This window comes from Streptomyces sp. JJ38 (assembly GCF_019303475.1).
Taxonomy (GTDB): Bacteria; Actinomycetota; Actinomycetes; order Streptomycetales; family Streptomycetaceae; genus Streptomyces.
Map to the genome: position 1 here is coordinate 1 of NZ_JABLSI010000035.1, position 25,156 is coordinate 25,156.

At 73.0% G+C, this 25,156-nt stretch carries 23 protein-coding genes, 1 pseudogene and 1 riboswitch; of the genes and pseudogenes, 10 read left to right on the forward strand and 14 right to left on the reverse strand.

From position 1 onward, the window contains the following. Window positions 1–120: 120 nt before the first annotated feature. Together HPT28_RS18770 and murQ are read left to right on the forward strand one after the other, a co-directional pair. On the forward strand, window positions 121–969 hold the full coding sequence (locus HPT28_RS18770; protein ID WP_308119366.1) for a MurR/RpiR family transcriptional regulator: 849 nt from the start codon (window positions 121–123) through the stop codon (window positions 967–969). A gap of 62 nt (window positions 970–1,031) precedes the next feature. Then, window positions 1,032–1,958 carry an N-acetylmuramic acid 6-phosphate etherase gene (gene murQ / locus HPT28_RS18775; protein WP_219092299.1) on the forward strand — a complete coding sequence of 309 codons (927 nt, stop codon included), beginning with the start codon at window positions 1,032–1,034 and terminating at the stop codon, window positions 1,956–1,958. Window positions 1,959–2,074: 116 nt separating this feature from the next. Here murQ and HPT28_RS18780 read toward each other — a convergent pair whose 3' ends face one another. Next, complete coding sequence (locus HPT28_RS18780; RefSeq protein ID WP_219092300.1) at window positions 2,075–3,289, reverse strand: globin domain-containing protein; 1,215 nt, start codon at window positions 3,287–3,289, stop codon at window positions 2,075–2,077. Window positions 3,290–3,724: 435 nt separating this feature from the next. On the opposite strand from HPT28_RS18780, the gene HPT28_RS18785 reads away from it, so the two are divergent. Beyond that, window positions 3,725–4,417, forward strand: a complete 693-nt coding sequence (locus HPT28_RS18785; RefSeq protein ID WP_219092301.1) for a response regulator transcription factor — start codon at window positions 3,725–3,727, stop codon at window positions 4,415–4,417. A gap of 482 nt (window positions 4,418–4,899) precedes the next feature. Here HPT28_RS18785 and HPT28_RS18790 read toward each other — a convergent pair whose 3' ends face one another. Next, entirely contained in the window at window positions 4,900–5,328 is a 429-nt protein-coding gene (locus HPT28_RS18790; RefSeq protein ID WP_219092302.1) for a pyridoxamine 5'-phosphate oxidase family protein, read from the reverse strand. A gap of 136 nt (window positions 5,329–5,464) precedes the next feature. On the opposite strand from HPT28_RS18790, the pseudogene HPT28_RS27480 reads away from it, so the two are divergent. Together HPT28_RS27480 and HPT28_RS18795 are read left to right on the forward strand one after the other, a co-directional pair. Further along, a pseudogene (locus HPT28_RS27480) lies at window positions 5,465–5,638 on the forward strand (MFS transporter); the annotation flags it as partial. Window positions 5,639–5,841: 203 nt separating this feature from the next. Beyond that, window positions 5,842–7,590 (forward strand): GAF domain-containing protein, encoded by a 1,749-nt coding sequence (locus HPT28_RS18795; protein ID WP_219092303.1) that lies wholly within the window; start codon window positions 5,842–5,844, stop codon window positions 7,588–7,590. A gap of 86 nt (window positions 7,591–7,676) precedes the next feature. Here HPT28_RS18795 and trxA read toward each other — a convergent pair whose 3' ends face one another. The 3 genes from trxA to HPT28_RS18810 all read right to left on the reverse strand — a co-directional run bounded on the left by trxA (window position 7,677) and on the right by HPT28_RS18810 (window position 9,606). Then, complete coding sequence (trxA, locus tag HPT28_RS18800) at window positions 7,677–8,045, reverse strand: thioredoxin (RefSeq protein ID WP_219092304.1); 369 nt, start codon at window positions 8,043–8,045, stop codon at window positions 7,677–7,679. A 148-nt stretch (window positions 8,046–8,193) separates the two neighbouring features. Then, window positions 8,194–9,027, reverse strand: coding sequence for a MerR family transcriptional regulator (locus HPT28_RS18805; protein WP_219092305.1), 834 nt, complete (start codon window positions 9,025–9,027; stop codon window positions 8,194–8,196). 36 nt (window positions 9,028–9,063) lie between these two features. Beyond that, window positions 9,064–9,606, reverse strand: coding sequence for an NUDIX domain-containing protein (locus HPT28_RS18810; RefSeq protein ID WP_219092306.1), 543 nt, complete (start codon window positions 9,604–9,606; stop codon window positions 9,064–9,066). Between the two features lie 182 nt (window positions 9,607–9,788). Between HPT28_RS18810 and HPT28_RS18815 the strand changes: the two genes are divergently transcribed. The 3 genes from HPT28_RS18815 to HPT28_RS18825 all read left to right on the forward strand — a co-directional run bounded on the left by HPT28_RS18815 (window position 9,789) and on the right by HPT28_RS18825 (window position 12,209). Further along, a complete protein-coding gene (locus HPT28_RS18815; protein WP_219092307.1) occupies window positions 9,789–10,787 on the forward strand; it encodes a hypothetical protein in 999 nt (332 codons plus the stop codon). Between the two features lie 272 nt (window positions 10,788–11,059). Continuing rightward, complete coding sequence (locus HPT28_RS18820; RefSeq protein ID WP_219092308.1) at window positions 11,060–11,599, forward strand: MarR family winged helix-turn-helix transcriptional regulator; 540 nt, start codon at window positions 11,060–11,062, stop codon at window positions 11,597–11,599. 217 nt (window positions 11,600–11,816) lie between these two features. Beyond that, window positions 11,817–12,209 carry an STAS domain-containing protein gene (locus tag HPT28_RS18825; RefSeq protein WP_219092309.1) on the forward strand — a complete coding sequence of 131 codons (393 nt, stop codon included), beginning with the start codon at window positions 11,817–11,819 and terminating at the stop codon, window positions 12,207–12,209. A 56-nt stretch (window positions 12,210–12,265) separates the two neighbouring features. Here the strand turns inward: HPT28_RS18825 and HPT28_RS18830 are convergent, their stop codons facing one another. From HPT28_RS18830 to thrC, 6 genes are all read right to left on the reverse strand, one after another. Beyond that, window positions 12,266–13,771 carry a hypothetical protein gene (locus tag HPT28_RS18830; RefSeq protein ID WP_257578909.1) on the reverse strand — a complete coding sequence of 502 codons (1,506 nt, stop codon included), beginning with the start codon at window positions 13,769–13,771 and terminating at the stop codon, window positions 12,266–12,268. A 252-nt stretch (window positions 13,772–14,023) separates the two neighbouring features. Continuing rightward, window positions 14,024–15,493, reverse strand: a complete 1,470-nt coding sequence (locus HPT28_RS18835; protein WP_219092310.1) for a sodium:alanine symporter family protein — start codon at window positions 15,491–15,493, stop codon at window positions 14,024–14,026. Between the two features lie 349 nt (window positions 15,494–15,842). After that, on the reverse strand, window positions 15,843–17,471 hold the full coding sequence (gene groL, locus HPT28_RS18840) for a chaperonin GroEL (protein ID WP_219092311.1): 1,629 nt from the start codon (window positions 17,469–17,471) through the stop codon (window positions 15,843–15,845). Between the two features lie 355 nt (window positions 17,472–17,826). Then, complete coding sequence (locus HPT28_RS18845) at window positions 17,827–18,030, reverse strand: cold-shock protein (RefSeq protein ID WP_219092312.1); 204 nt, start codon at window positions 18,028–18,030, stop codon at window positions 17,827–17,829. A 499-nt stretch (window positions 18,031–18,529) separates the two neighbouring features. Then, window positions 18,530–18,811 carry a MoaD/ThiS family protein gene (locus HPT28_RS18850; RefSeq protein WP_219092313.1) on the reverse strand — a complete coding sequence of 94 codons (282 nt, stop codon included), beginning with the start codon at window positions 18,809–18,811 and terminating at the stop codon, window positions 18,530–18,532. 87 nt (window positions 18,812–18,898) lie between these two features. Then, window positions 18,899–20,215, reverse strand: a complete 1,317-nt coding sequence (gene thrC, locus HPT28_RS18855; RefSeq protein WP_257578910.1) for a threonine synthase — start codon at window positions 20,213–20,215, stop codon at window positions 18,899–18,901. A 17-nt stretch (window positions 20,216–20,232) separates the two neighbouring features. Next, a riboswitch (SAM riboswitch) is annotated at window positions 20,233–20,388 on the reverse strand. 182 nt (window positions 20,389–20,570) lie between these two features. Between thrC and HPT28_RS18860 the strand changes: the two genes are divergently transcribed. Next, a complete protein-coding gene (locus HPT28_RS18860) occupies window positions 20,571–21,530 on the forward strand; it encodes a glucosyl-3-phosphoglycerate synthase (protein WP_219092315.1) in 960 nt (319 codons plus the stop codon). A gap of 220 nt (window positions 21,531–21,750) precedes the next feature. Then, entirely contained in the window at window positions 21,751–23,220 is a 1,470-nt protein-coding gene (locus tag HPT28_RS18865) for a trehalose-6-phosphate synthase (RefSeq protein ID WP_219092316.1), read from the forward strand. Here the strand turns inward: HPT28_RS18865 and otsB are convergent. From otsB to HPT28_RS18880, 3 genes are all read right to left on the reverse strand, one after another. Then, window positions 23,207–24,055, reverse strand: a complete 849-nt coding sequence (otsB, locus tag HPT28_RS18870) for a trehalose-phosphatase (RefSeq protein WP_219092317.1) — start codon at window positions 24,053–24,055, stop codon at window positions 23,207–23,209. The genes HPT28_RS18865 and otsB overlap by 14 nt on opposite strands. Window positions 24,056–24,065: 10 nt before the next feature. Beyond that, window positions 24,066–24,284: a DUF3263 domain-containing protein gene (locus tag HPT28_RS18875; protein ID WP_219092384.1), complete on the reverse strand. Its 219-nt coding sequence runs from the start codon at window positions 24,282–24,284 to the stop codon at window positions 24,066–24,068. A gap of 177 nt (window positions 24,285–24,461) precedes the next feature. After that, complete coding sequence (locus HPT28_RS18880; RefSeq protein WP_308119358.1) at window positions 24,462–25,064, reverse strand: flavin reductase family protein; 603 nt, start codon at window positions 25,062–25,064, stop codon at window positions 24,462–24,464. Window positions 25,065–25,156: the final 92 nt, after the last annotated feature.

A 25,156-nucleotide genomic window follows, 5' to 3' on the forward strand; every position in this document is an offset into this window, starting at 1 on the left:
GGAGGCGGTGCGCCCGGCGGAGGCGGTGCGCCGGGCGGAGGCGGCGCACGCGGCGGGGGACGGGCCGCGGGCCGGGGCGGGGACGCGCAGCGGCCCGATCCGGCGGCGCTCGCGGCGAAGGTGCGCACGCTGGGCCCGAGCATGACGCGGTCCATGCAGCGCGTCGCCGAGGCGGTGGCGGGCGATCCGGCGGGCTGCGCCACACTGACGGTGACCGGGCTCGCCGAGCGGACCGGCACGAGCGAGGCGACCGTCGTGCGCACGTCCCGGGTGCTGGGCTATCCGGGGTACCGGGACCTGCGGCTCGCGCTCGCCGGGCTGGCGGCCCAGCAGGCCTCCGGGGCGGCGCCGGCCGTCACCGCGGACATCGCGGTGGACGACCCGATCGGCGACGTCATCGCCAAGCTCGCCCGCGAGGAGCAGCAGACCCTCGCCGACACCGCCGTCACGCTCGACCCGGCGCAGGTGGAGGCTGCGGTCACGGCGCTCGCCGCCGCCCGCAGGATCGACGTCTACGGCAGCGGGGCCTCCGGCCTCGTCGCCCAGGATCTGGTGCAGAAGCTGCTGCGCATCGGGCTGCTCGCCCACGCGCACGCCGACCCGCATCTCGCGGTCACCAACGCCGTCCAGCTCCGCCCCGGGGACGTGGCCATCGCCATCACGCACTCGGGCCGCACCGTCGACGTCATCGAGCCGCTGCGGGTCGCCTTCGAGCACGGGGCGACGACGGTGGCGATCACCGGGCGTCCGGACGCCGAGGCCACCCAGTACGCGGACCACGTGCTGACGACGTCCACCGCACGCGAGAGCGAACTGCGCCCGGCGGCCATGTCGAGCCGGACGAGCCAGCTCCTCGTGGTGGACTGCCTGTTCGTGGGCGTCGCCCAGCGCACCTACGACACCGCCGCGCCCGCGTTGGCCGCCTCCTACGAGGCGCTGGCCCACCGTCACACGCCCCCGCACCGCTGATCCGACGCCGCATCAGCGTTCGTCCCCCAGCCCGCCGCCGCACAGAAAGAGCCCTGAGCCGCATGACCTCCGACCGCGAGCTGCGCCGACAGCTCGACGTGCTCACCACCGAGGCGTTCCGCCCCGAGCTGGCCGAGATCGACAGGCTGCCCACCCTGGAGATCTGCGCTCTGATGAACGGCGAGGACGCCGGGATCCCCGCCGCGGTGGCCGCGAGCCTGCCGCAGCTCGCCGCCGCCATCGACGCCGTCGCCCTGCGCATGTCCGACGGAGGGCGCCTGGTCTACGCCGGGGCCGGTACCGCGGGGCGGCTCGGGGTGCTGGACGCGAGCGAGTGCCCGCCGACGTTCAACACGGCGCCCGGTGAGGTCGTCGGGCTGGTGGCCGGTGGCCTGGCCGCCTTCGCGACGCCGACCGAGGGCGCCGAGGACCGGCCCGAGCTGGCCGTCGCCGACCTGGACGAGCTGAAGCTCACGGCCGCGGACACCGTCGTCGGCGTCTCCGCCTCCGGCCGCACGCCGTACGCCCTCGGTGCCGTGGAGCACGCCCGCGCCCTGGGGGCGCTGACGGTCGGGCTGGCCTGCAACGCGGGCTCCCCGCTGGCCGCGGCGGCCGAGCACGGCGTCGAGATCGTCACCGGCCCCGAACTCATCACCGGCTCGACCCGGTTGAAGGCGGGCACCGCGCAGAAACTCGTCCTCAACATGATCTCGACGGTCACGATGATCCGGCTGGGCAAGACCTACGGGAACCTGATGGTCGACGTCCGGGCCTCGAACGCCAAGCTGCACGCCCGCTCCCGGCGCATCCTGGCCCTGGCCACGGACGCCGACGACGAGGCCATCGAGGCCGCGCTCGCCGCCACCTCGGGCGAGGTCAAGCCCGCCCTGCTCATGCTGCTGACCGGGGCCGACGCCGCGACGGCCGCCCGCCACCTGGCCGAGGCGCACGGGCACCTCCGACCCGCCGTGGACGCGGCACGGCGGTGACCGGCCTCCGCCGGGCCTTCGGCCGATGCCGGTACGCGGCTCGGTGGCGGGAAGACCATCACCCCCGTTTCTCCAGCGCTCCGGGCCCGCTGGCGGAGGCCCGTCGGACCCGCGCGTCATGCCGACGGGCCGGGAAGCCACAGGTCGGGGCCGAAGACCTCGTAGCGGATCCGCCGCGCCGGAACGCCGGAACGCAACAGCCGTCCCCGTACGTCGCGCATGAACGGCAGCGGCCCGCACAGGAAGACGAGGGCGCCCTCGGGCAGTTCGATGCCGTCGAGATCCATCAGGCCGGCGCGGGCCGCGGGGTCCTCCCAGCTCGCCCTCTCGTACCAGAAGACGGCCGTGGCCGCCGGCAGTCGGCGGGTCAGCTCGCTCGTCTCGGCGCGCAGCGCGTGGTCGGCCGGGGAGCGGTCGGCGTGCAGGACGAGGACCGGGCGGGTGGCGCCGATGCCGGCCAGGTGGGCGAGGATGCCGCACATGGGGGTGCCGCCGATGCCCGCCGAGATCAGGACCACGGGAGTGGCGGCGTCGGCGGGGTCATCGAGGAAGACATCCCCGAAGGGGGCGGAGAGCGTCAGCTGGTCACCCTCGTGGACGTGGTCGTGCAGCAGGTTGGACACCTCGCCGTCCGGCGCCCCGGCCGTTCCCGTGACCCGCTTCACGGTGATGCGACGGGTGTCGCCGCCTGGGTCTGAGGACAGGCTGTACTGACGCAGCTGGTGCACTCCGTCGGACATCAGGACACGCACGCTGACGTACTGGCCCGCCCGTGCCCGCGGCGCGGGCAGACCGTCGGCCGGCCGGAGCACGAAGGAGACCACGTCGGAGGTCTCGGCGCGGCGCTCGGCGACCGTCCACCGCCGCCACACCTCGCCGGGCTCGACACCGGCCTCCTGATAGAGGCGGGCCTCACGGCTCATCAGGGCATTGGCCATGAGCCAGTACACCTCGTCCCAGGCCGCGGACACCGTCGGCGTGACGGCGTCGCCGAGTACCTCGGCCATGGCGCCGAACAGGTACTTGTGCACGATCGCGTACTGGTCGTCCGTGACCCCGACAGCGGCGTGCTTGTGCGCGACACGTTCCAGCAGCACGTCCGGGCGGGTTTCGGGGTCGCCCAGCAGGGCCGCCGCGAACCCGGCGACCGAGCCGGCCAGGGCGCGGCTCTGGGCGCCGCTGGCCTGATTGCCGCGGTTGAACATCCCGTCCAAAAGCTCTGGCCGGTCGTGGAACATCTCGCGGTAGAAGACGGTCGTGATCTCGTCGAGCGCGCGGGTCACGGCAGGCAGGGTGGTACGCACCACGGCGGCGGATTCCACGGACAGCATGAAGCCTCCCTGGCTGAGGGCGGGGGGTCGGTGCCGCAACACGTCATGTCGGGCGGCGTCTCTTGTGTGTAGCAGGCACCTTCCGCGTTTCAGCCCGGTTCCGGGGGCGCTGGGCGATGAAGGGACGAACGGCCCGGGGATCTGTGCCCCGACCGTCCCGGACCGGGCCGCGTTCGGGGGGACGCTCGGCGCCACGAACGACCCGCGTCCGGCCCTGTCTCCGCGGGGGCCGCGGGTTCGCCACGACCGGGCGCGGCCGCTCCCTCGGCGCCCGGTCGCGGCCCGGCCGCCGAGGGAGCGGCGCCCGGAGTGGGGCCGACCGGCCCTGGCCCTTCGGCCCTCGGTGGCGGAGCATCTACGGAAGGGCGCCGACGGGCTTCGCTCAGCGGTCCGAGTCCGGTGCCCGGAAGTGGCCGACAGAACAAGGAGCACTCGATGGCGGACGGCCAGCCCCCCGCTCTGCACACCCCGATCCGGGTCTTCCTGCTGGACGACCACGAGGTCGTACGGCGCGGCGTGCACGACATGCTGGACGACGAACCCGACATCACCGTCGTGGGCGAGGCCGCCACGGTCGAACAGGCTCTGGTGCGGGTCCCCGCCCTACGTCCGCACGTGGCCGTCCTGGACGTCCGCCTGCCCGACGGGGACGGCGTGACGGTCTGCCGGGAGCTGCGCTCGCGGATGCCGGAGCTGGCCTGCCTGATGCTGACGTCGTTCGACGACGAGGAGGCCCTGCTGGACTCGGTCATGGCGGGGGCGGCCGGGTACGTCCTGAAGCAGATCCATGGTTCGGATCTGGTGTCGGCGGTCCGAACGATCGCCCGGGGGCAGTCCATGCTCGACCCGAGCGCGGCCGCCCGGCTGATGGCCCGGCTGCGCCAGAACCAGCAGCCGGATCCCGAACCTGAGACGTTGCCGGGGCTGACGGACCGGGAACGGGAGATCCTGGACCTGATCGGTGAAGGGCTGACCAACCGCCAGATCGGTCAGCGGCTGTACCTCGCCGAGAAGACGGTCAAGAACCACATCTCCCGGCTACTGGCGAAACTGGGCGTCGAACGCCGTGTCCAGGCCGCGGTCATCGCCACCCAGGCCCGGGACCGGCTCCGGCAGGAAGGCGCCTGAGCCACGGGGCGCGATCGTGCCGGATCGGATCCGGGCTCGGCCGTTCGGTCCGGGCGGTCAGGTCCGGCGCGTGGGCGCCCCGGCCGGCACACCGCGCCGCCGGTAGACGGCCAGACCGCGAAGAGGAGGAAGGCGCTGAGAGCGTGTAGCTGGAACAGCAGGGGAGGGCGGAATTCCGGCCCAGGCGCATCAGGTGCAACAGGGCCCATCGGCCCTGGTGTTGAGGGCCGGTCAGCCGAAGACCCGCCTGGTGCGGACAACGCATGCTGGTTGCCGACCGAACCGCGGACGCCCGCCCATGCGACCGCGTGGTGTGCCCGCCAGGCGGCGTAGTCCCCCCGTCTCGGCTGCCGCGGGCCCAGCGCGTACGGGAGGCGGCCCCGGTTCGGTGGGTGTGTCCGGCCCGGCCTCTCCGATCGGCCGGGCACACCCTCTTCGCGCTGTCGGCGCCCCGTGCACCGATGGAGCCGCTCCGGGTGAGGTCACCACAGGCCGTGAGCCCCTCCGACCCCCCGCCCGGTGACGACTTCCGACTCGACGCGCACGAACACCCCGGCCCCACCTCCCAGGGGCGTCCAGGGCAGCGGGTCGGCCCTCGACAGCCGCGCGTGCGCGGCGGGATCGGTCACCACGGTGGCCCGCCCGGTGACGACCACGCTCCAACCGGACCGGGTGGCCACGTCGAACTCGTCCGCCTCGAAGGCGACCACGGCGCCGTCGACGGCCCTGATGAGGTCGGAGCCCGGCACCGTGTGGAACAGGACGGAAGCGTCCGAGTCCATCGAGAAGTTGACGGGGAGAATCGCGGGCAGTGCCTGCTGGGTGTAGACCACGCGGCCGATCGGCACCTTGGCCAGGAGGCGCAGACATACCTGCCGGTCGAGTGCGCGAAAGGTGTCGTTCCGGACCATCGGTTCATCGTCCCCGGCGCCGTGGCCACGGAGTAGGGCCGACCGGCCCCACTCCTGCGAGGGGCCGCTGGGCCCGCCCGCCCCGGGGCCGACCGCCCGACGGCAGGGACCGACGGCCCAAGCCCCGCCGTCACCCGCCGCGGTCCTGCTGTCCGACGCGCCCGGCCGCCTGGCACCGGCCGAGTCGCTCAGCCACCGTCTGACCACCACGGCGAGGCTGCCCATCACCTGGCAGGCTTCCGCACCGTACGCGGTCACGTTCGGCGGCCATGTGGCCTTCTCCGTCTATCTGCCCACCTACCTCAGGACGGTCGTGGCGGGCGCCGTCGCCCGGGCGCACCCCGGACCGCGGTCGTCCCGTCCCTCCTCGTCATCCGGTGGGGTGACCCGACCGCCACCGGCAGCCTCCCGTCCCGCGGCCTCCGGTCCGCCGCATGTCCCTTTGATCCGAACCGCTACCGTGACCCGCGGCGGCACGACTGCCGGAAGGCGCGCGGGCATGGAGGATCAGCGGTGCGAAGCTCGGAAGGGGCGGGAGAAGCGGCGCGTGTACGGCTGCCGCAACTGCGGCTGGATGAGCTGCTGGAGGAGTTGCAGGCCCGCCTGGACGCGGCCCGCGGCACCCGGGACCGGGTGCACAGTCTCCTGGAGGCCGTGCTGTCCGTCGGGCGTGAGCTGAATCTGGAAGAAGTGCTGCACAGCATCGTCGAAGCGGCGGCGGCCCTGGTGGACGCCGAGTACGCGGCGCTCGGGGTGATCGGCCCGGACGGCAGGCGTCTGTCCGCCTTCTACACGGTGGGCATAGACGAGGAACGGATCGAGCGCATAGGCGACTTCCCCGAAGGACACGGCATCCTCGGCGAACTCATCCGCCATCCCGAGCCGCTGCGCCTGCCGAAGCTCTCCGAGCACCCCGCCTCCTACGGGTTCCCCCGGCACCATCCGCCGATGAACACCTTCCTCGGCGTCCCCATCCGGGTGCGCGACCACGTCTTCGGCAATCTGTATCTGACCGAGAAGCGGGATGGGTTCCAGTTCGACGAGGAGGACGAGTCGGTGCTGGCCACCCTGGCCGTGGCGGCGGGTGTGGCCATCGACAACGCGCGGCTGTACGAGGAGTCACGGCTGCGGGAACGCTGGCTCCAGGCGAACGCGGAGATCACGCACACCCTGATGTCGGGCGCCGGCCAGCGTGACGTGCTGGCGCTGATCGCTGAGCGGGCGCGGGAGATCACGTCGGCCGCTCTCGGGGTGATCGCCGTGCCGGTACCGGGCACCGACACGCTTGCCGTGGAGCTGGCGATCGGGCAGGGGGCCGAGGCGCTGAGCGGCATGGTGCTGCCCGCGGAGGGCAGCCTCGTCGGCCAGGTCTTCGTCCAGGGCACCCCGGTGAGCACGCCGGACATGTCCAAGGACGAGCGCGTATCGGCTGGCTCTCCCGCGGATCTGGGCGGCCTCGGCCCGGCGGTGGCCGCGCCCATCGGTTCGAGCGGGGGTGTACGCGGCGTGGTCCTGCTGGCCAGCGAGACGGGCCGGCACGAGTTCACCGAGCAGGAGACGGAGTCCCTCCAGGTCTTCGCCGCGCAGGCGGCCGTCGCCATGGAGCTGGCAGAGCGCCGCAAGGACGCCGAACAGATCGCGTTGCTGGAAGACCGCGACCGGATCGCCCGCGACCTGCACGACCTGGCGATCCAGCGGCTGTTCGCCACCGGGATGACGCTGCAGAGCGCAGGCCGCGTGATCGAACACGAGGCGGCTTCGGAGCGGGTGCTGCGGGCGGTGGGCGATCTCGACGAGACCATCAAGATCATCAGGTCGACGATCTTCGGCCTGCGCTCTCGGGGCGACGACGCGGCGTCGGCCCTCCGGGCGCGAGTGGTGCGGGCGGTCGACGAAGCGGCACCCGTGCTGGGCTTCGCCCCCGGCGTCCGTATGGAGGGCCTGCTCGACACGCATGTTCCCCGGGCGACGGCCGACCACGTCATGGCCGTCCTGTCCGAGTCCCTGACGAACATCGCCCGTCACGCCCGCGCCGACCGCGCCGAGGTAGCGCTCGAGACCGACGGCAGGCTGGTCCGGCTCACCGTCACCGACAACGGTGCGGGCATCGCGCCCGGGGGCCGACGAAGCGGGCTGCGCAACATGGAGGAACGCGCGCACCAGCTCGGTGGGGCCATGCGGGCGGGCAGCCCGGAGGACGGGGGTACCCATCTCGTCTGGTGGGTACCCCTACGGCCGTCCGGGGACGTGGAGCGAACCTGACCGCCGGTTGGCGACCGACCGTACCCGCTCGGTGGGGAGTTGGGCCATGACGTGCTCTCAGAGGAGCGGCCGTGGACCGACGGTGGTCACCGCCCCGGGCTCTGGGCGGCGAGGGACGCGCGTACCTCGTCCATGTCGAGCCCGCGGACACCCGTGACGACCTGTTCCAGCGCCTGGGGCGGCAGGGCGCCGGGCTGGGAGAAGACGAGAATCCCCTCGCGAAAGGCCATCAGGGTCGGGATCGAGGCGATGTCGGCCGCAGCGGCCAGGGCCTTCTCCGCCTCGGTGTCGACCTTGCCGAAGACGATGTCCGGGTGGACCTCCGACGCCTTCTCGTAGACGGGGGCGAACATACGGCACGGCCCGCACCAGGCGGCCCAGAAGTCCACGAAGACGATGTCGTTGTCGGTGACGGTCTTCTCGAAGTCGGCGGCGGTCAGGGCTACGGTGCTCATCGGCTCATTTCCTTGTGCTTTCGCAGGTCATGGGAGGATCAACGCTCCCGTAGCGGTAAACACCGAACCATTCCGGAACATTCCGCCCGATCGTGCGGGGCCGCGGATCGGACGAGGGCTGTCCGGCACCGTCGGCACGGGCCCCGGCCTAGGCCTGGACGGCCGGCTCCCGGACGACCGGCTCCTGGAGCTCGGTGACCCAGGTCGAGGGGTCGCCGTCGGCGGAGAGGTAGACCTCGCGCGGCGGGGCGGTCGTGCGGTAGCCGTTGGCCTCGATCCACCGGGCCAGGGCCTGCACGCTCGGCATGACGCCGTCCATCGAGCCGTGGTGCACGAGCGTGGCGGCGGACTCCAGCTCGGGCAGGGTGACGACGGTGAAGTCGTGGGCGGCGTCCGGCTCGACGGCCACCTGCACCCCGGCGTGCACGGTGACGGCACCGCCCTTTAGGGGCTCGTAGTAGGCCACCCCCGGGCCGACCGGGGCGATGCCGGCGGCGGCGAGGCGGCGGAAGAGCTCGCGGTAGAGCGGCTGGATGACGGGGCTGATGTGGGCGGGCCCGAAGCCTTCGGCCGTGGCCGTCAGCTCCGCCACCCGGACGGCGGGCACCCGCTTGATCACGATGTCCTGGGACGACATGGTTCCCTCGCTCTCGATCGTCAGGAGCCTCGCCTCGACCTGCGTGAGCCGGGCCGCGTCCGCGGCCATGGCCGCCGCGAGCTCGGCACGGCGCAGCCGCAGCATGCCGCGCAGCTCGCCCGGCTCCACCTCCTCGTCGAGCACCACGCGGACCTGTTCCAGGGTGAATCCGAGGTCCTTGAGCGCGATGATGCGGTTGAGGCGGGACAGCTGGGCGGCGCCGTAGTACCGATAGCCGCTGTGCGGGTCGACGCGGGCGGGGCGCAGCAGCCCCACCGCGTCGTAGTGGCGCAGCATGCGTACCGACACGCTGCCGTGCTTGGCGAAGTCTCCGATGCTGAACATGACGTCCTCAGCAGACGGCCTGACACCGTGTGAGGGTCAAGCGCCGGTGGCGGTGGCGGGTTCGGTGACGAGCAGCCCGGCGCGGCCGGTGCGGCGGGCCTCGGCCATGGCGGCGACGCGCCGGTAGCCGTCGGGGGGCATCAGGCGCTCCCAGGTGGCCCAGTCCTCGACGGCGCAGCGGTCGTGCTCGGCCGGGTCCAGCCGGATGCCGGCGATCTGGCGGTCGGTGAGGGTGCCGCCGTCGAAGCAGAAGCCGACCTTGGCCAGCGGCGCGTCCGGGGCCTCGGAGCGCACGTAGTGCATGAGCAGGAGCGGGCAGGGCCGGTCGACCCGCAGCCCGGTCTCCTCGTACGTCTCGCGGACGGCGGCCCTGAACGGGTCCTCCCCGGCATCCATGTTGCCGCCGGGCAGCTGCCAGGGCCGGTCCCGGAAGACGGAGCGGAGCTGGACGACGCGGCCCCGCTCGTCGGTGAGGAAGACGCAGGCGTAGATGGTGGCCTTGGGGAGGGTGGCCAGGTAGTCGGCCTGCGGAAGCGGGAACGGCGCTCCGGGGGCGGACTCGTCGCGTGTGGTCGTCATGGTTCAAGTCCTATATCGGGAACGGCCCGGCGCGCGCGCCGCTTCCCCATCCGTGCGATGTGGCGGACGCCCGCTGACGGCGGTGCGGGCGTTACGAGTTCGTTGTCGTGTCCACTACGGTCCGTGTTCTCGGCGATCTAGCGTTCGTGCGGTTCAACACCATGATCCCCGAGGAAGACCGTATGACTGCCGCTCCGCCGCCCATCGAGAACCCCGGCCACGAGGCCTCGCCGCCCGACGGGACGGCCGCGCCGCGGCCCGGAGGCTGGCGGAACGGCCCCGCGTGGCGGGCCGGGCGGTGGGTCGCCGGAGCGCTCGCGCTCGCCGCCCTGGGCACCGGATACGTCTGGCTGGACGGACAGGTCGGGCCCCCGGGCGACGGTGACGGCGCGTCGGCTCCCCTGGCCGCCGAGTCCGCGGCGCCCACGACTGCCCCGCAGTACGGCTACCCCGAGCGTCCCACGCTGGACGACCCGTTCGCCGGTTCGCCGGCGAAGCAATGGGCGGAGGGCGCCGAGGGGATCGTTCTGCCGGAGGCGGAGGCCGTCGGGAGGACGTCGAAGGAGACGATCGCGTCGTCGCTGGTGCTGACCAAGGAGTTCCTCGTCGCCTCGCACCTCGACCGGGAGGTCCTCCGGGGCGGCCATCCCGAGGACGCCCTCGCGCTGATCGACCCCCTGCAGGAGGACGTGCTCGACGGCATGCGCCGCGCGTTGGAGAACCCGACCGAGGAGGACAACCCCGTGTGGTGGTTCCCCCGGTTCGACCCGGACGAGGTGGAGCTCGCCGGTGAGGTGATCAAGGTGCGCGGCCGGATGACCGTCGAGGAGGGGGACGACGGGTCCGCCGTGATCCGTGCCGACTACAGCTTCGTCTACCCGGTGACGAAGGCCGACCCCCCGCATGCCGTGGACCGTTCGCTGGTCCGCCGGGTGCTGGAGGTGCACGTCGGCGAGCTGGGCGAGTGGACCGGGACCGAGGGCAGGCTGTGGATCCTGTACGACATCGCCGACATCACGAACAGCAGGTGTGACGCGGCTCCCGGATACATCGAACCGGAGTTCACCTGGTACGGCGAAGGCGACCAGGCCGAGCCGGGAGACGAGCTGACCGACCCCTACGACCGCCGGGGGGACCTCGAGGACCGGCCGGACGAGTGCGGCTTCGCCCGACGAGTGTGACGACGCCCATGGACGACGGCGGCGGGCCGTCCCCGGGCTCGCGTGCCGTCCCCGGGCTCGCGGGCCGTCCCCGGGCTCGCGTGCCCGTACGCGAGGCTCGTGCCCACTCGGCTGCCCACCCGTCACGCGAACGGGCGGGGTGCACCCCGCCGTGCGGGGTAGGCGGCGGGGTGTGCGTCGGCACGCGGCGGGGTGGGTGGCGGCGCGGACCTATGGTGGGTGGACCGCGCCAGAACCCGTGCCGTCGACGCTGATTCGGAGTGCACTGCTCGATGGGTCCGAACCCCGTACGCCCTCACGGTCGCCGCGGCGATGCCGCCCGGCTCGCGGCGGAGGTGGTGGAGCTGCTGGAGGTGGTGTGGGAGCGGGGCCGGGACGCGGTGTCCTCGTCGCCGGTGTCCACCGCGCAGCTGCGGGTGCTGTACAGCCTGGACCGTGAGGAGGGCGTCAACCTGCGCCAGCTGGGGACGCTGCTCGGGGCGGGTCCGTCGTCCGTGAGCCGGCTGTGCGACCGGCTGGAGGCGATCGGCTTCGTGGAGCGCTCGGTGAGCCAGGTGAGCCGGCGGGAGCTGGAGCTGCGGCTGACGGGCGAGGGCAAGGCGTTCCTGCGCGATCTGCGGGTACGCCGGGAGGAGGTGCTCTCCCGGGTGCTCGACGCGATGGCGCCCTCGGCGCGCTCCGCGCTGGCGGACGGGCTCCGCGGCTTCCGGGACGCGTTCGACGTGATCGACGCGTTCGGGGCCGTGGAGGCGCCCGTGGCACCCGCACCGGGCGGGGCGGCGGGGAACGTCGGCGGCGGGCGGGGCGTCTGAAGATGAGGGGCGGCCAGGATCGGGGCATGCTGGAAGCGGAACGGTCGCGGGAAGCGGGGGTGTGGGGCGGGCGGGTACGGCACACCCCCGCGGGCCGTCCGGTCCGTCCCGGCGACAACCGGAGTCGGCTTCTCGGCGCCCGCGACGATGTTTGCCGTCCTGCAACGGTTTACGATGAGTCCGGCCGACGAGAGCACGAGGGGAGGCGAAGAGCGGGATGTACAGCGACACGGACAGCATCAGCCTGACGGATGTCGTGCAGACCGAGGGCTGCGCGCTGGTGCGGGTCGCGGGCAAGCTCGACGTCTCCACCGAGCGGCAGCTCCAGGAGCACGCCGGGACGCTCGTCGACGCGGGCCACCACCACCTCGTGCTGGACCTGACGGCGCTCGGCTTCTGCGACTCGCGCGGGCTGAACTGCCTGCTGTCCCTCAACTGGCTGTGCCGCCGGCTGGGCGGTCAGCTCCTGCTCGCGGCCGTCGGGAACCGGGTGTTGCGCATGCTCACGCTGACCGGCACCCGCCACGTCTTCCACTGCTACCCCACGCCCGGCGCGGCGCTCGCGGCCGTCCCGGCGGAGCACCGGCCGGTGTGGCCGCCCTCCGTCTGACCCAGGCCCGCGTCTGACCCCAGGCCAGCGTCTGACCCAGGCCCGGCCCACCGGGCTCACGGAGCGACGTAGGCCCGGTAGTTCCGGCTGACCGGCCGGTCCGGGAGCGGATGCTCCGTCCAGGTCCGGGCGACGGACGGGGGCCGTCGGTCGCCCGCGACGAGCACCGCCACCGCTTGGCGATCCGCCGCCGCGCGCAGGCCGGCGGGGGTGATGCTGCCGTCGTGCCCGGCGAGCTGGCGTGAGGCGCAACCGGCCTGGTAGGCGACGCGGACGGCGTCGTGCCCCGAGATGACACAGGGCGGCCGGACGCCGAGACGACCGAGCTCGGCGGCGACGTCGGCGATCTCCCGGGCCGCCCGCCCGCTGCGGTCCACAGAACCGCGCAGCACCCCGTACTGCACCGCCACGTGCCCCAGAAGCCCCGCCACGACAAGCCCCGCGAGCAGCGGACGCCAGCGCGACGGCCCGGTGCACAACCGGACGAGGCACAGGGCGACGGGCAGGGCGAGCAGGGCGTAGGCGGGCAGCAGGAAGCGCGGGGCGGCGTAGTCGATGAGGAACAGGTAGGGCACGGCGACGGACAGCCCGGTGAGGGTCGCCAGCAGCACGGGGGCCAGCAGCCGGAGCCGGACGGCGACGGCGAGCCCGGCGATCAGCGGAAGCGGGAGCAGGAGGAACCAGAGGGCGGTCACCGGGTGCTCCCAGCCGATGTCGCACGGGCGGCACAGCGAGCGACCGGCGAGGGCGCGGACCTGGTCGTCGACGGCGAGGTTCCAGCCGAGTCCGCCCTGGATCTCCCCGGCCCGGTCCAGCCGGGTGAGGACGCCGCCGTAGGAGACGTGGGCCTCGACCAGCCACTGTGCGGCGCCGAGCACGGCGCCCGAGCCGAGCACGGCGAGCGGCAGCGGGCGCCGCCAGCCCGGCACCGCGAGCGCGGCGAGGACGAGCGGGAGGCCGAGCCAGGCGGCGTCCCCGGGACGGAACAGGGCGACGCAGGCGATGCCGAGGCCGAGGCCGAGGAGGGCGCGGGGGTCGCGTCCCGGCTCGGCCTCGACGGCGCGCAGGAAACAGCCGACGGTGGCCAGGGCCGCGAAGGCCACCCACAGGTTGGGCATGATCTGCGGGCCGTAGAAGAGGGTGATCCACAGCGAGGCGAACAGGCCCCCGGCGAGGGCGAGGACCGGGGCGGGCAGGAGGGCGCGCCAGACCCACAGGGCGAGGAACAGCGCGCCTCCGGCGAGGAGGGCCAGGTAGATCCGCACAGCCGTGACGGAGGAGGTCACCGCGGTGACGGGGGTGACGAGGTAGCTGATGCCGCGGGCCCGGGGCGCGCTGAAGAAGGCCCGGGTGGCGTCGGGGCCGCTCTGGCTGACGTAGACCGTCTCGTCCCAGCCGAGCCCGAGCCCCGGCACGACGAGGGCGAGCTGGACGGCGGTGAACGCGACGGCGACGAGGCCGAGCCACAGCGCGTGCCGTTCGGGCGCCGGGGCCTGGGCTCGGAGGGAGGCCAGGAAGTGGGCCTCCTGGCGGTCGGCCAGGGCGGGGGTGGATGTGCGCATGGGTGCCCTCACGCCTCGGGGCGGGTGCGTTCCGTCCAGCGCACCCGGGTACGCCAACCCTCCGCCGAAGCGTCGAGCGCGGCCACACGAATCCGCCGGACGGCGTACCCCGCGTCACCGCTCCCGGTACACCTCGCTCAGGTGCCCGACCCGGACGACGTCACGCACAGAGCACTTGTAGCCAGTGCGGAATGTGTACACAAACCGCACTGGCTACGTGTGCTCGCGTTCGGCGCAGGCCGGCCGGCGGCCTCAGTTCCGCGTGGCGGCGGCCGCCTTCCCCGGGGCGGGCTGGGCGACGGGCTCGGCCCCGGCGACGGACTCGGGGGACCAGCACTCGACGCCGCGCAGGCCGGGGATCCGGTCGCGGGTGAAGACGGGGTCGAGCCCGGCCTGCCGCTGCTGCTGGTAGTCGCGCAGCAGCTTGAAGGCGACGGCCGACAGCGGCAGGATCGACAGCAGGTTGACCAGGGCCATCGCGCCCATGGTGATGTCGGCCAGGCTCCACACGATGCTGACCGAGCCCATGGCGCCGAGCACGGCGCAGGCCAGGACCACGACGCGGTAGCCGGTCATGACGGACCGGGAGTCGGTCATGAACTGGATGTTGGACTCGCCGTAGTAGTAGTTACCGATCATCGAGCTGAAGGCCAGCATGAAGACGATGAGGGTGAGCGCGTGCGCGCCCCAGTCGCCGAGGGTGGCGGCGAACGCGGACTGGGTGACGTCGGCCCCGCCGCGCTCGGCGAGGGACGGGTTGGCGCTCAGCACGACGAACGCGGTCATGGTGCAGACGACGAGGGTGTCGAAGTAGACGCCGAAGGTCTGCACGAGGCCCTGCTTGACGGGGTGCGAGGTCTCGGCGGAGGCGGCGGCGTTCGGGGCGGAGCCCATGCCGGCCTCGTTGGAGAACATGCCCCGGCGCACACCCTGGAGGATCGCGGTGCCGATCGCGCCTCCGGCGGCCTCGCGGAGCCCGAAGGCGCCGCCGACGATGTCGCCCAGCATGCCGGGGATCTGGCTCGCGTTGAGGGCGACGATGACCGTGCCGAGGATCAGGTAGAGGACCGCCATCGCCGGGACCAGCGTGCTGGTGACCTTCGCCAGGCGCTTGACGCCGAAGAAGACGGCGAGGGCGAGCAGGCCGGCCAGTCCGAGGCCGAGCACCGGGGTGAACCAGCCGGACTCGACGCCACCGAGCGAGCCCTCGACCGCGACGGCGATGGTGTTGGACTGCACGGCGGTCAGCACGAAGCCGAAGGTCAGGGTGACCAGGACGGCGAACAGGACGCCGAGCCAGCGCTTCCCGAGGGCGCGCTGCATGTAGTAGGCGGGGCCGCCGCGGTAGGTGCCGGGCTCCTTGCCGCGCGCCTTGTACAGCTGGGCGAGGACGGACTCGACGAACGCGGAGGCGGCGCCGACGAGGGCCATCATCCACATCCAGAAGACGGCGCCGGGCCCGCCGAGGGTGATGGCCGCGGCCACGCCGGCGACGTTGCCCGTGCCGATGCGGGCGGCGGCGGAGATGGTGAAGGCGCCGAAGGGGGTCACCCCGTCCGAGCGCTTGCCCTTGAAGACCCGCAGCATGTCCGGGACCAGGCGGAGCTGGGCGCCCCGGGAGCGGAGGGTGAAGTAGAGGCCCGCGATCGCGATGAGCGGGATCAGCAGGTACGTCCAGAAGTCGTCGTTGAAGTCGACGATGTGGGCGTTGAGCGTGCTCATGGGGGTGGTGCGTCCCGTCCTCGTGAGTCGGGTGGATCGGATGGTTCCGTTCCGACGGCGGCGGTACGGGTCGCGTACGTGGCCGTGCGGTTCACGGGAGGTTAACCAGCGTTCGCGCGCGCTGAACAGGGACGTCGGACGTGCTGATTCTCACAGGTATGCCGCGGTATGCCCGATGCGGTGCGTCGCGCGGCCATCGCGGGCGGACGGGGGCGCGGTACGGGCGAGAGGGCCGGGAGGGAGCCAGGGGAAGAGCGGGACAGGAAAAGGGCGGCTCCCCCCGTGGAGGGGAGAGCCGCCCCGGGCCGGGGCGCTGGGCGCCCCGGCGGGAACCGCCGATCCGTTCGGATCAGAAGTCCATGCCGCCCATGCCACCGGTCGGGTCCGGCGCGCCACCGGCGGCGGCCTTCTCCGGCTTGTCGGCGATGACGGCCTCGGTGGTGAGGAACAGCGCGGCGATCGACGCGGCGTTCTGCAGCGCGGAACGGGTCACCTTGGCGGGGTCGATGATGCCCTCGGCGATCATGTCGACGTACTCGCCCGTGGCGGCGTTCAGGCCGTGGCCCACGGAGAGGTTGCGCACCTTCTCCACGATGACGCCGCCCTCGAGACCGGCGTTGACCGCGATCTGCTTGAGCGGGGCCTCCAGGGCCAGCTTGACGGCGGCGGCACCGGTGGCCTCGTCGCCCTCCAGCTCCAGCTTCTCGAAGACGCTGGAGGCCTGGAGCAGGGCCACGCCACCACCGGCGACGATGCCCTCCTCGACGGCGGCCTTGGCGTTGCGCACCGCGTCCTCGATGCGGTGCTTGCGCTCCTTGAGCTCCACCTCGGTGGCGGCGCCGGCCTTGATGACGGCCACGCCGCCGGCCAGCTTGGCGAGGCGCTCCTGGAGCTTCTCGCGGTCGTAGTCCGAGTCGGAGTTCTCGATCTCGGCGCGGATCTGGTTGACCCGGCCCTGGACCTGCTCGCTCTCGCCGGCACCGTCGACGATGGTGGTCTCGTCCTTGGTGACGACGACCTTGCGGGCGCGGCCGAGCAGCTCGAGACCGGCGTTCTCCAGCTTGAGGCCGACCTCCTCGGAGATGACCTGGCCACCGGTGAGGATGGCGATGTCGCCGAGCATGGCCTTGCGACGGTCGCCGAAGCCCGGGGCCTTGACGGCGACGGACTTGAAGGTGCCGCGGATCTTGTTGACGATCAGCGTGGACAGGGCCTCGCCCTCGACGTCCTCGGCGATGATCAGCAGCGGCTTGCCCGACTGCATGACCTTCTCCAGGAGCGGCAGCAGCTCCTTGACGTTGCCGATCTTGGAGTTCGCGATCAGGATGTACGGGTCGTCGTAGACGGTCTCCATACGCTCCATGTCGGTCGCGAAGTACGCCGAGATGTAGCCCTTGTCGAAGCGCATACCCTCGGTGAGCTCCAGCTCCAGACCGAAGGTCTGGGACTCCTCGACGGTGATGACGCCTTCCTTGCCGACCTTGTCCATGGCCTCGGCGATCAGCTCGCCGATCTGGACGTCCGCGGCGGAGATGGAGGCGGTGGAGGCGATCTGCTCCTTCGTCTCCACGTCCTTGGCCTGCTCCAGCAGCGCGGCGGAGACGGCCTCGGTGGCGGCCTCGATACCGCGCTTCAGAGCCATCGGGTTGGCGCCGGCGGCCACGTTGCGCAGACCCTCGCGGACCAGCGCCTGGGCGAGGACGGTAGCGGTCGTCGTGCCGTCACCGGCGACGTCGTCCGTCTTCTTCGCGACCTCCTTGACGAGCTCGGCGCCGATCTTCTCGTAGGCGTCCTCGAGCTCGATCTCCTTGGCGATGGAGACACCGTCGTTGGTGATCGTGGGGGCGCCCCACTTCTTCTCCAGCACGACGTTGCGACCCTTGGGGCCAAGCGTGACCTTGACGGCGTCGGCGAGCTGGTTCATGCCGCGTTCGAGGCCGCGCCGCGCCTCCTCGTCGAACGCGATGATCTTGGCCATGTGAAGTGGTCCTCCCAGGACTGGGGTGGAGTGCTTCAGGACCGCGCTGGCGCCCGCGACGGACGGCCTGCACGACCTGGCGTTCCTTCACGCCGGGCCGCACGGACCTCACCGAACCGGTCCTACGTTGTCACTCTCATGTGCAGAGTGCTAAGCCCCATGATTAGCACTCGCCCCCTGTGAGTGCAAGCGCCCGGGCCCCGCCCCCGGCCGGAAGTCCCGGCCTCCCGGACCCCCGGGGCGACCGGGATCACACGGCCGGACCGCCGACGGCGGAGCGCGGCGCACGCGCACGGAAAGCCCGAAGGGCCCGGCATGGCCGGGCCCTTCGGGAGGTGGCGTAGACGGTCTTCGCTCAGGCGGTCAGGCGGACCATGTCCGCCTGCGGCCCCTTCTGACCCTGCGAGATCTCGAACTCGACCCGCTGCCCTTCCTCAAGGGTGCGGTAGCCGTCCATCTGGATCGCGCTGTAGTGGACGAACACGTCCGCACCACCGTCGACCGCGATGAAGCCGTAGCCCTTCTCCGCGTTGAACCACTTGACGGTGCCCTGAGCCATTCCTAACTCCCCTATTACTGGCCCTTTGCACGAGCCCGCACTCCGCGGACCCGGGTCAGAGTCCACCCCCTGGGTCGCGAGGGTGCTGTGCGCCGGAACGCGTCGACCGCCGCTGAATGTATCTGGACGAACGCCCTGTGCAACAGGTCAATCAGACGAGAAATCCACGGAGACCCAATCACCCGATGTCAGACATACACCGGTGAAACGGGACAGATCCGGCCGGACATAGCGGGAGCCAACCGGACATAACTTTCTGCGCCACTTTCCGTGGGCACGCAGAACTTCCCGCATGAATCTCCGTCATGCGGGGTGTTGTCGGGGGGTTTCGAAACCCACTCTACCGCTTCGCGGAAGCCGGAATGACCGCTTCCGCCGCCTCGGAGGGCCGTGAACGCGCCGCGGCTCCGCCCCGAGGACGGGGCGGAGCCGCAACGAACTTACGCTGATGGCGAATTGACGAACCGTCAGGGCGGCCCGCCGGAGGAACCGTGGGCGCTCAGACCGCGCCGCCGGCCACGGCGGGGATGATGGAGACGCCCACACCGTCCGGGGTCGGCGTCGCGAGGCCCTCCGCGAAGCGGACGTCGTCGTCGTTGACGTACACGTTCACGAAGCGGCGCAGCTTGCCCGTGTCGTCCAGCACCCGGGCGCTGATGCCGGCGTGGTTCTTCTCCAGGTCGGCCAGCACCTCGCCGAGGGTGGCGCCCTCGGCGGTGACCTCGGCCTGGCCGCCCGTGTAGGTGCGCAGGATCGTGGGAATGCGGACGTTGACGCTCATGATGGGATCACTTTCGCGAGTCGTGGGTACCGGGTCCCGGGTACCCGAGTCGTAAGGGCGTGGGTCAGACGGGCCGCGGGGCGCGGCTCACGCCAGGCCGGCGGCGCGGAAGGCGTCCAGCGAGGGGCGGATGACGGCGCTCGGGCCGGTCGTCGGCGCGACGGCGTCCAGCGTCTTCAGGCCATCGCCGGTGTTGAGGACGACGGTGGTCAGCGCCGGGTCGAGCAGGCCGTTCTCGATCAGCTTGCGGGTGACGCCGACGGTCACGCCGCCCGCCGTCTCCGCGAAGACGCCCTCGGTGCGGGCCAGCAGCTTGATCGCGTCGACGACCTGCTCGTCCGTCACGTCCTCCACCGCGCCGCCGGTGCGGCGGGCGATGTCGAGCACGTACGGGCCGTCGGCGGGGTTGCCGATGGCGAGCGACTTGGCGATGGTGTCCGGCCGCACGGGGCGGACGACGTCGTGGCCGCCCTTGAACGCCTGGGAGACCGGGGAGCAGCCCTCGGCCTGGGCGCCGAAGATCTTGTACGGCCGGTCCTCGACGAGGCCCAGCTCGACCAGCTCCCGCAGCCCCTTGTCGATCTTGGTGAGCTGGGACCCTGAGGCGATCGGGACGACGATCTGGTCCGGCAGCCGCCAGCCGAGCTGCTCGCAGATCTCGTACGCGAGCGTCTTGGAGCCCTCCGCGTAGTACGGGCGCAGATTGACGTTGACGAAGCCCCAGCCCTCACCGGCCGGGTCACCGATCAGCTCGCTGCAGAACCGGTTGACGTCGTCGTAGGTGCCCTCGATGCCCACGAGGTCGCCCCCGTACACGGCGGCCATGACGACCTTGCCCTGCTCCAGGTCGTGCGGGATGAACACACACGAGCGCAGCCCCGCGCGGGCCGCGGCGGCGCCGACCGCACCGGCCAGGTTGCCGGTGGACGAGCAGGAGAGCGTGGTGAAGCCGAAGGCGCGGGCGGCCTCGACGGCGATGGCCACGACGCGGTCCTTGAAGGAGTGCGTCGGGTTGCCGGAGTCGTCCTTGACGTGCAGCTCACCGGTGACGCCCAGCTCCTTCGCCAGGTTGTCGGCGCGCACGAGCTTGGTGAAGCCCGGGTTCAGGTTCGGCTTGGCGGCGACGTCGGCGGGGACGGGCAGCAGCGGCGCGTACCGCCAGATGTTGTCGGGACCGGCCTCGATCTGCCGGCGCAGCGCCTCGGCGTCGCCCTTGGGCAGCTCGTAGGCGATCTCGAGCGGGCCGAAACAGGCCACGCAGGCGAAGCTGGGGCCCAGCGGAGTGCGCTCGCCGCACTCGCGACAGGACAGCGCCACGGCGGGGCCGAGCGAGACGCCCGTGTCGGCGGCGCCGGCAGCGGCGGCGGAGTCGGATTCGGTGCTTGCAACCGTGTTCACGGCCATGGAGGCGAGGCCCTTTCTCCTCATCTTCCCCACGACGGCTCTCGCCATGGGACGGAATTGGCACCTTCCCCACGGCGGCCTTCGCCTCCGGAATGAACCGGAATGACGCAATCGCGCGCGGGAGGGTTGCCGGGGCTTCTACGGGCCGTTCCCTCTGCCCCTCTGGATGAGCTCTATGACGCCGGGCGGCGTGTTTGTCGGTGGCGCCGGTGGGCGCCGGGTCCGTCCGCGACGTGCCCCGACATGCGGAGGTCACGTGCGCTGTTCAAGACTGTAACCGACGGCCGTGAGGGTGGATCGGGTCGTCCGAACCGCGAGACGCAGGCGTTCGCGGCTGATCGCTGGAGGCGGATACGTGCTGAACGAGGTCGAGAGCTGGCTGCACCGGCGCTCCTGGAGCGCAGCGGACCGACCGCTCGCGCGGCTGCTCGCCGCCAAGCGGGCGGCGGGGGCGCACGGCAGCGTGAGCGTCGTGCTCCCCGCGCTCAACGAGGAGGCGACCGTCGGCGACATCGTGACCACGATCCGTACCGAGCTCATGACGCGGGAGGTCCCCCTCGTCGACGAGCTCGTGGTGCTCGACTCCGGCTCCACCGACCGCACCGGGGACGTGGCGGCGGCGGCCGGGGCCAAGGTCGTCCACCGGGACTCGCTGCTGCCCCGGGTGCCGACCGTGTCCGGCAAGGGCGAGGTCCTGTGGCGCTCGCTCCTGGCCACCAGCGGCGAGATCGTCTGCTTCATCGACGCCGACCTGCGCGACTTCCGCTCCACCTTCGTCTCCGGCATCGTCGGCCCGCTGCTCACCGACCCGGAGCTGCACCTCGTCAAGGGGATGTACGACCGGCCACTCGGGGACAGCCCGGCGGGCGGTGGCCGCGTCACCGAGTTGGTGGCCCGGCCCGTGCTCAACTTGCACTGGCCCCGGCTGGCCGGTTTCGTCCAGCCGCTCGGCGGGGAGTACGCCGCCCGGCGCTCGCTGCTTGAGCGGCTGCCCTTCCCCGTCGGCTACGGCGTCGAGCTGGCCCTGCTGGTGGACTCCCTGCACACCGTCGGGCTGGACGCCCTCGCCCAGGTCGACGTCGGCGTCCGCAAGCACCGCAACCAGGACGGCCAGGCCCTGGGCCGGATGGCGGCGGCCATCTACCGCACCGCCCAGCGGCGCATCGCGGGGGCGCCGCTCACCCACGCCGGGCTGACCCAGTTCGCCCGCGAGGAGGGCGGCGGCTTCGTGCCCCGCACCCATCCCGTGGACACCGAGGAGCGGCCGCCGATGAGCACTGTCCCGGAGTACACCGCCGCCCGCCACGCCGCGTAGGCCTTGTCAGGCCGATCAGCCGAGCACAGGCCGTGCCCCTTCCCGAGCGTCGTCTGGTGCAGGTTCGCCGCGGCTGCTCGCGCAGTCCCCCCTGCCCGGGCCGGGCCCGGTGACGTGGGCTGCGCTTGCCAGCCCTGCGCCTCTGGCGCAGACCTCCCAAGCGCGGGGCGGGGAACCGCACGGGCGTTTGAACGGCGGCCGATGCGGATACGCTCGCCGCATGGTCGCTGTGTCCCACGTGTCCCAGGTCCTGGTCGCCTCCAACCGTGGTCCGGTCTCCTACTCGCTCACCGAGGACGGCTCCCTCAGCGCGAGACGCGGCGGCGGCGGCCTCGTCTCCGGGCTCTCGGCCGTCGGCCCCGGGACGAACGCCGTGTGGGTGTGCGCCGCGCTCGGCGAGGGCGACCGGGCGGCGGCCCGGCGCACCGACGGCCTGCTGCCGGCGGAGGACACCGGCGGGCAGCGGGTGCGGATGCTCGACATCCCCGCCGAGACCTTCGCCCACGCCTACAACGGCATCGCCAACTCGGTGCTCTGGTTCGTCCACCACATGCTCTACCAGACGCCGCTGGAGCCGGTGTTCGACACCGGCTTCGAGGAGCGGTGGGCCGCCTACGAGGCCTACAACGCGGCCTTCGCCCGGGCGCTGGCCGACGAGGCGGCCCAGGGTGCCGTCGTCCTCGTCCAGGACTACCACCTGGCGCTCGTCCCCGAGTTGCTGCGCCGGCTGCGGCCGGACCTGCGGACCGGCCACTTCTCGCACACCCCCTGGGCCCCAGCCGAGTACTACCGGATCCTCCCCGACGCGACCGCCGCGGCCGTGCTGCGCGGCATCCTCGGCGCCGACCGCGCCGCGTTCCTCACCCGGCGCTGGGCCGAGGCGTTCGCCTCCTGCTGCGCCGACGTCCTGGGCGCGACGGTGGAGCCGGCGGCGGGAGCGACGGACGACGAGCTGCTGGTCACCCACGAGGGCCGCACAACCCGCGTCGGCGTGCACGGGCTGGGCGCGGACGCCGCCTTCCTGCGCGAACGCGCCCACCGAGCGGACGTCGAGGAACGGATGGCCGCGCTGCGCGAACGGATCGGCGAGGGCCGCCGCACGATCGTCCGGGTGGACCGCACCGAGCTGTCGAAGAACATCGTGCGCGGCCTGCACGCCTACCGCAGGCTGCTGACCGAGTTCCCGCACTGGCGGGAGCGGGTGGTGCACGTGGCCTTCGCCTACCCCTCCCGGCAGGACCTCGCCGTCTACCGCGACTACACGGCGGAGGTCTCCCGCCTCGCGGGCGCGATCAACGCCGAGTTCGGCACGGCCGGCTGGACGCCGGTGGTGCTGCACGTCGAGGACGACTTCGCCCGCTCGCTGGCCGCGTACCGGCTGGCGGACGTGGCCCTGGTCAATCCGATCCGGGACGGGATGAACCTCGTCGCCAAGGAGGTGCCCGTCGTCTCCGACCACGGCTGCGCGCTCGTCCTCTCCCGCGAGGCCGGGGCCGCCGCCGAACTGGGCGAGGACGCGCTGCTGGTGAACCCCTACGACGTCGGCGCCACGGCCCGGGCTCTGGACGAGGCCCTCTCCGTCGCCCCGGAGGCGCGCACGGAGACCACCAAGCGGTTGGCCGCCGCCGCGACGGCGCTGCCGCCACGCGCCTGGTTCCTCGCCCAACTCCGCGCGCTCAGAGAGGCGTAGGCGCCGCCCACGGCTCCGCGAGCGAGCGCAGCAGCGCGGCGACGCCCTCCGGCCCCGGGACGACGACGTCGGCCCGGGAAGCCAGCGCGGGCACCTCGGGAGCGGCGCTGACCAGGAGCACCGGCAGTCCCTCGGCGCGCCGCCGATCCAGCGCGGCGAAGGCCGCCAGATCCCCCAGGTCGTCGCCCGCGTAGAGGGCGGGGCCCGCGTCCCGCTCCGCCAGGTAGGCGGCGAGCGCCAGCCCCTTGTCCATGCCGCGCGGACGCAACTCCAGGACGCAGCGCCCCGGTTCGAGATGCAGGCCGTGCCGCTCGGCCAGAGCGGCCAGCGGCTCGCGCAGGACGGCCAGCGCGCCCTCCGGATCGGCGGACCGCCGGGTGTGGACGGCGAGGGCCAGCCCCTTGTCCTCGACGGTGACGCCCTCGGGCAGGGCCAGGCCCCCGAGGAGGTCGGGCAGTTCGGCGCGGACGGCGGCCACGTCGGGGTCAGGGGGCGGCGTGGAGACCTCGCCGGTGGCGGCGTCCCAGCGCTCGGCGCCGTAGCCGCCCAGGACGGTGAGGCCCTCCAGGCCGCGGACGTCCGCGAAGCCCCCGTACCGCACCGCGAGCTCGGCGGGCCGCCCGGTGACGACCGCGATCCCGGCCACGTGGGACGCGAGCCGCACCAGCGCGGGCAGCACATCGGGGTGGGGGCGGGCGTCCGCCGGGTCGGGGACGATGGGGGCGAGGGTGCCGTCGAAGTCGAAGGCGACGACCGAGCGTCCCGGATCGGCCTGGATGGCCTCGAAACCGGCGCGTCCGGCGGGGGTGATGGTGTGCGCGTCGAAGCGGACCATGCCCGTGACCCTACCGGCGCCGCCGCTGCGCGTCTCTGACGCGCCGGAGCCGGTTCACCGTCACCGGGTCGTGGGCGAGGGCCCGGGGGTCGTCGAGCAGGGCGTTGAGCACCTGGTAGTAGCGCGTCGGCGACATACCCAGCCGCTCGCGTATCGCCCGCTCCTTCGCGCCCGGCCCCGGCCAGCCCCGCCGCTCGACGGCGAGCACGGCCTCGTCCCGCGCGGACAGCCCCCGCGCGGGCCCGCTCCCCGGCCCGGCACCGGGCGCGTCCCCGGGCGCGCCCCGCGGCTCGTCCCCGGGCTGGTCCGTGCTCTCGCTCACCGCGTACTCACCCCCGCCTCCGTCCACCCCGCCAACGTAACGCGCGCCCCGGCGGCGGCCCCGGCCCGGCCCCGGGCGCCCGGCTCAGCCCAGGGTGCGGTAGCGGCCCTGGAAGTAGGTGAGGGGGCTGCCGTCGGCGCCGGGTACGCCCGTCGTCAGGACGCGGGCCACGAGCAGCGTGTGGTCGCCCGCGGGGACACGCTGCTCGGTACGGCACTCCAGGTGGGCGAGTGCGCCGTGGACGAGCGGGGCCTCGGCGACGTCGCCCCGGGTGTGCGGCAGCTCCCGGAAGAGCAGCTCGTCGCTGAGCCGGCCCTTCATGGCGAAGCGCCCGGCCGTCTGCCGCTGGTTCTCGGCCAGCAGGTTGGCGGCCCACAGCTCGCGCCGGGCCAGCAGCTCGTCCATCCGGGAACCGGTGCGGACGCTGAGGAGGACGAGCGGGGGGTCGAGGCTGACGGAGAGGAAGGCCGTCGCCGTCATCCCGACGTAGGCGCCCCGGGCCCCCTCCTCGGGGTCGAAGGCCGTCACCAGCACCACGCCGGCGGCGAGCCGGGCCATGGCCGCTCGGAACTGGTCCTCGTTCACCCCTCCAGGATGGGGGACGGCGGCGGCGTCGGCGGGGTCGGCGGACGCCGTCCGCGCGGTCTCGGCGGCGGAATCGGTGCGGTGCGCTGCTGTCGGAAACACGTCGGCGACGCTAGCGAGACGCCGGGCCGGGGCGCATCGGGCCCGGGAACCAGCCGGGTCCTAGGACCGGCACCAACCGCCCCGAACAGGGG

Excerpts from the sequence above, each read along its gene's own strand:
- murQ (WP_219092299.1), top strand. The coding sequence starts at position 1,032 with ATGACCTCCGACCGCGAGCTGCGCCGACAGCTCGACGTGCTCACCACC.
- HPT28_RS18780 (WP_219092300.1), bottom strand. The coding sequence starts at position 3,289 with ATGCTGTCCGTGGAATCCGCCGCCGTGGTGCGTACCACCCTGCCTGCC.
- HPT28_RS18785 (WP_219092301.1), top strand. The coding sequence starts at position 3,725 with ATGGCGGACGGCCAGCCCCCCGCTCTGCACACCCCGATCCGGGTCTTC.
- HPT28_RS18790 (WP_219092302.1), bottom strand. The coding sequence starts at position 5,328 with ATGGTCCGGAACGACACCTTTCGCGCACTCGACCGGCAGGTATGTCTG.
- trxA (WP_219092304.1), bottom strand. The coding sequence starts at position 8,045 with ATGAGCACCGTAGCCCTGACCGCCGCCGACTTCGAGAAGACCGTCACC.
- HPT28_RS18805 (WP_219092305.1), bottom strand. The coding sequence starts at position 9,027 with ATGTTCAGCATCGGAGACTTCGCCAAGCACGGCAGCGTGTCGGTACGC.
- HPT28_RS18810 (WP_219092306.1), bottom strand. The coding sequence starts at position 9,606 with ATGACGACCACACGCGACGAGTCCGCCCCCGGAGCGCCGTTCCCGCTT.
- HPT28_RS18815 (WP_219092307.1), top strand. The coding sequence starts at position 9,789 with ATGACTGCCGCTCCGCCGCCCATCGAGAACCCCGGCCACGAGGCCTCG.
- HPT28_RS18820 (WP_219092308.1), top strand. The coding sequence starts at position 11,060 with ATGGGTCCGAACCCCGTACGCCCTCACGGTCGCCGCGGCGATGCCGCC.
- HPT28_RS18825 (WP_219092309.1), top strand. The coding sequence starts at position 11,817 with ATGTACAGCGACACGGACAGCATCAGCCTGACGGATGTCGTGCAGACC.
- HPT28_RS18830 (WP_257578909.1), bottom strand. The coding sequence starts at position 13,771 with ATGCGCACATCCACCCCCGCCCTGGCCGACCGCCAGGAGGCCCACTTC.
- HPT28_RS18835 (WP_219092310.1), bottom strand. The coding sequence starts at position 15,493 with ATGAGCACGCTCAACGCCCACATCGTCGACTTCAACGACGACTTCTGG.
- groL (WP_219092311.1), bottom strand. The coding sequence starts at position 17,471 with ATGGCCAAGATCATCGCGTTCGACGAGGAGGCGCGGCGCGGCCTCGAA.
- HPT28_RS18845 (WP_219092312.1), bottom strand. The coding sequence starts at position 18,030 with ATGGCTCAGGGCACCGTCAAGTGGTTCAACGCGGAGAAGGGCTACGGC.
- HPT28_RS18850 (WP_219092313.1), bottom strand. The coding sequence starts at position 18,811 with ATGAGCGTCAACGTCCGCATTCCCACGATCCTGCGCACCTACACGGGC.
- thrC (WP_257578910.1), bottom strand. The coding sequence starts at position 20,215 with ATGGCCGTGAACACGGTTGCAAGCACCGAATCCGACTCCGCCGCCGCT.
- HPT28_RS18865 (WP_219092316.1), top strand. The coding sequence starts at position 21,751 with ATGGTCGCTGTGTCCCACGTGTCCCAGGTCCTGGTCGCCTCCAACCGT.
- otsB (WP_219092317.1), bottom strand. The coding sequence starts at position 24,055 with ATGGTCCGCTTCGACGCGCACACCATCACCCCCGCCGGACGCGCCGGT.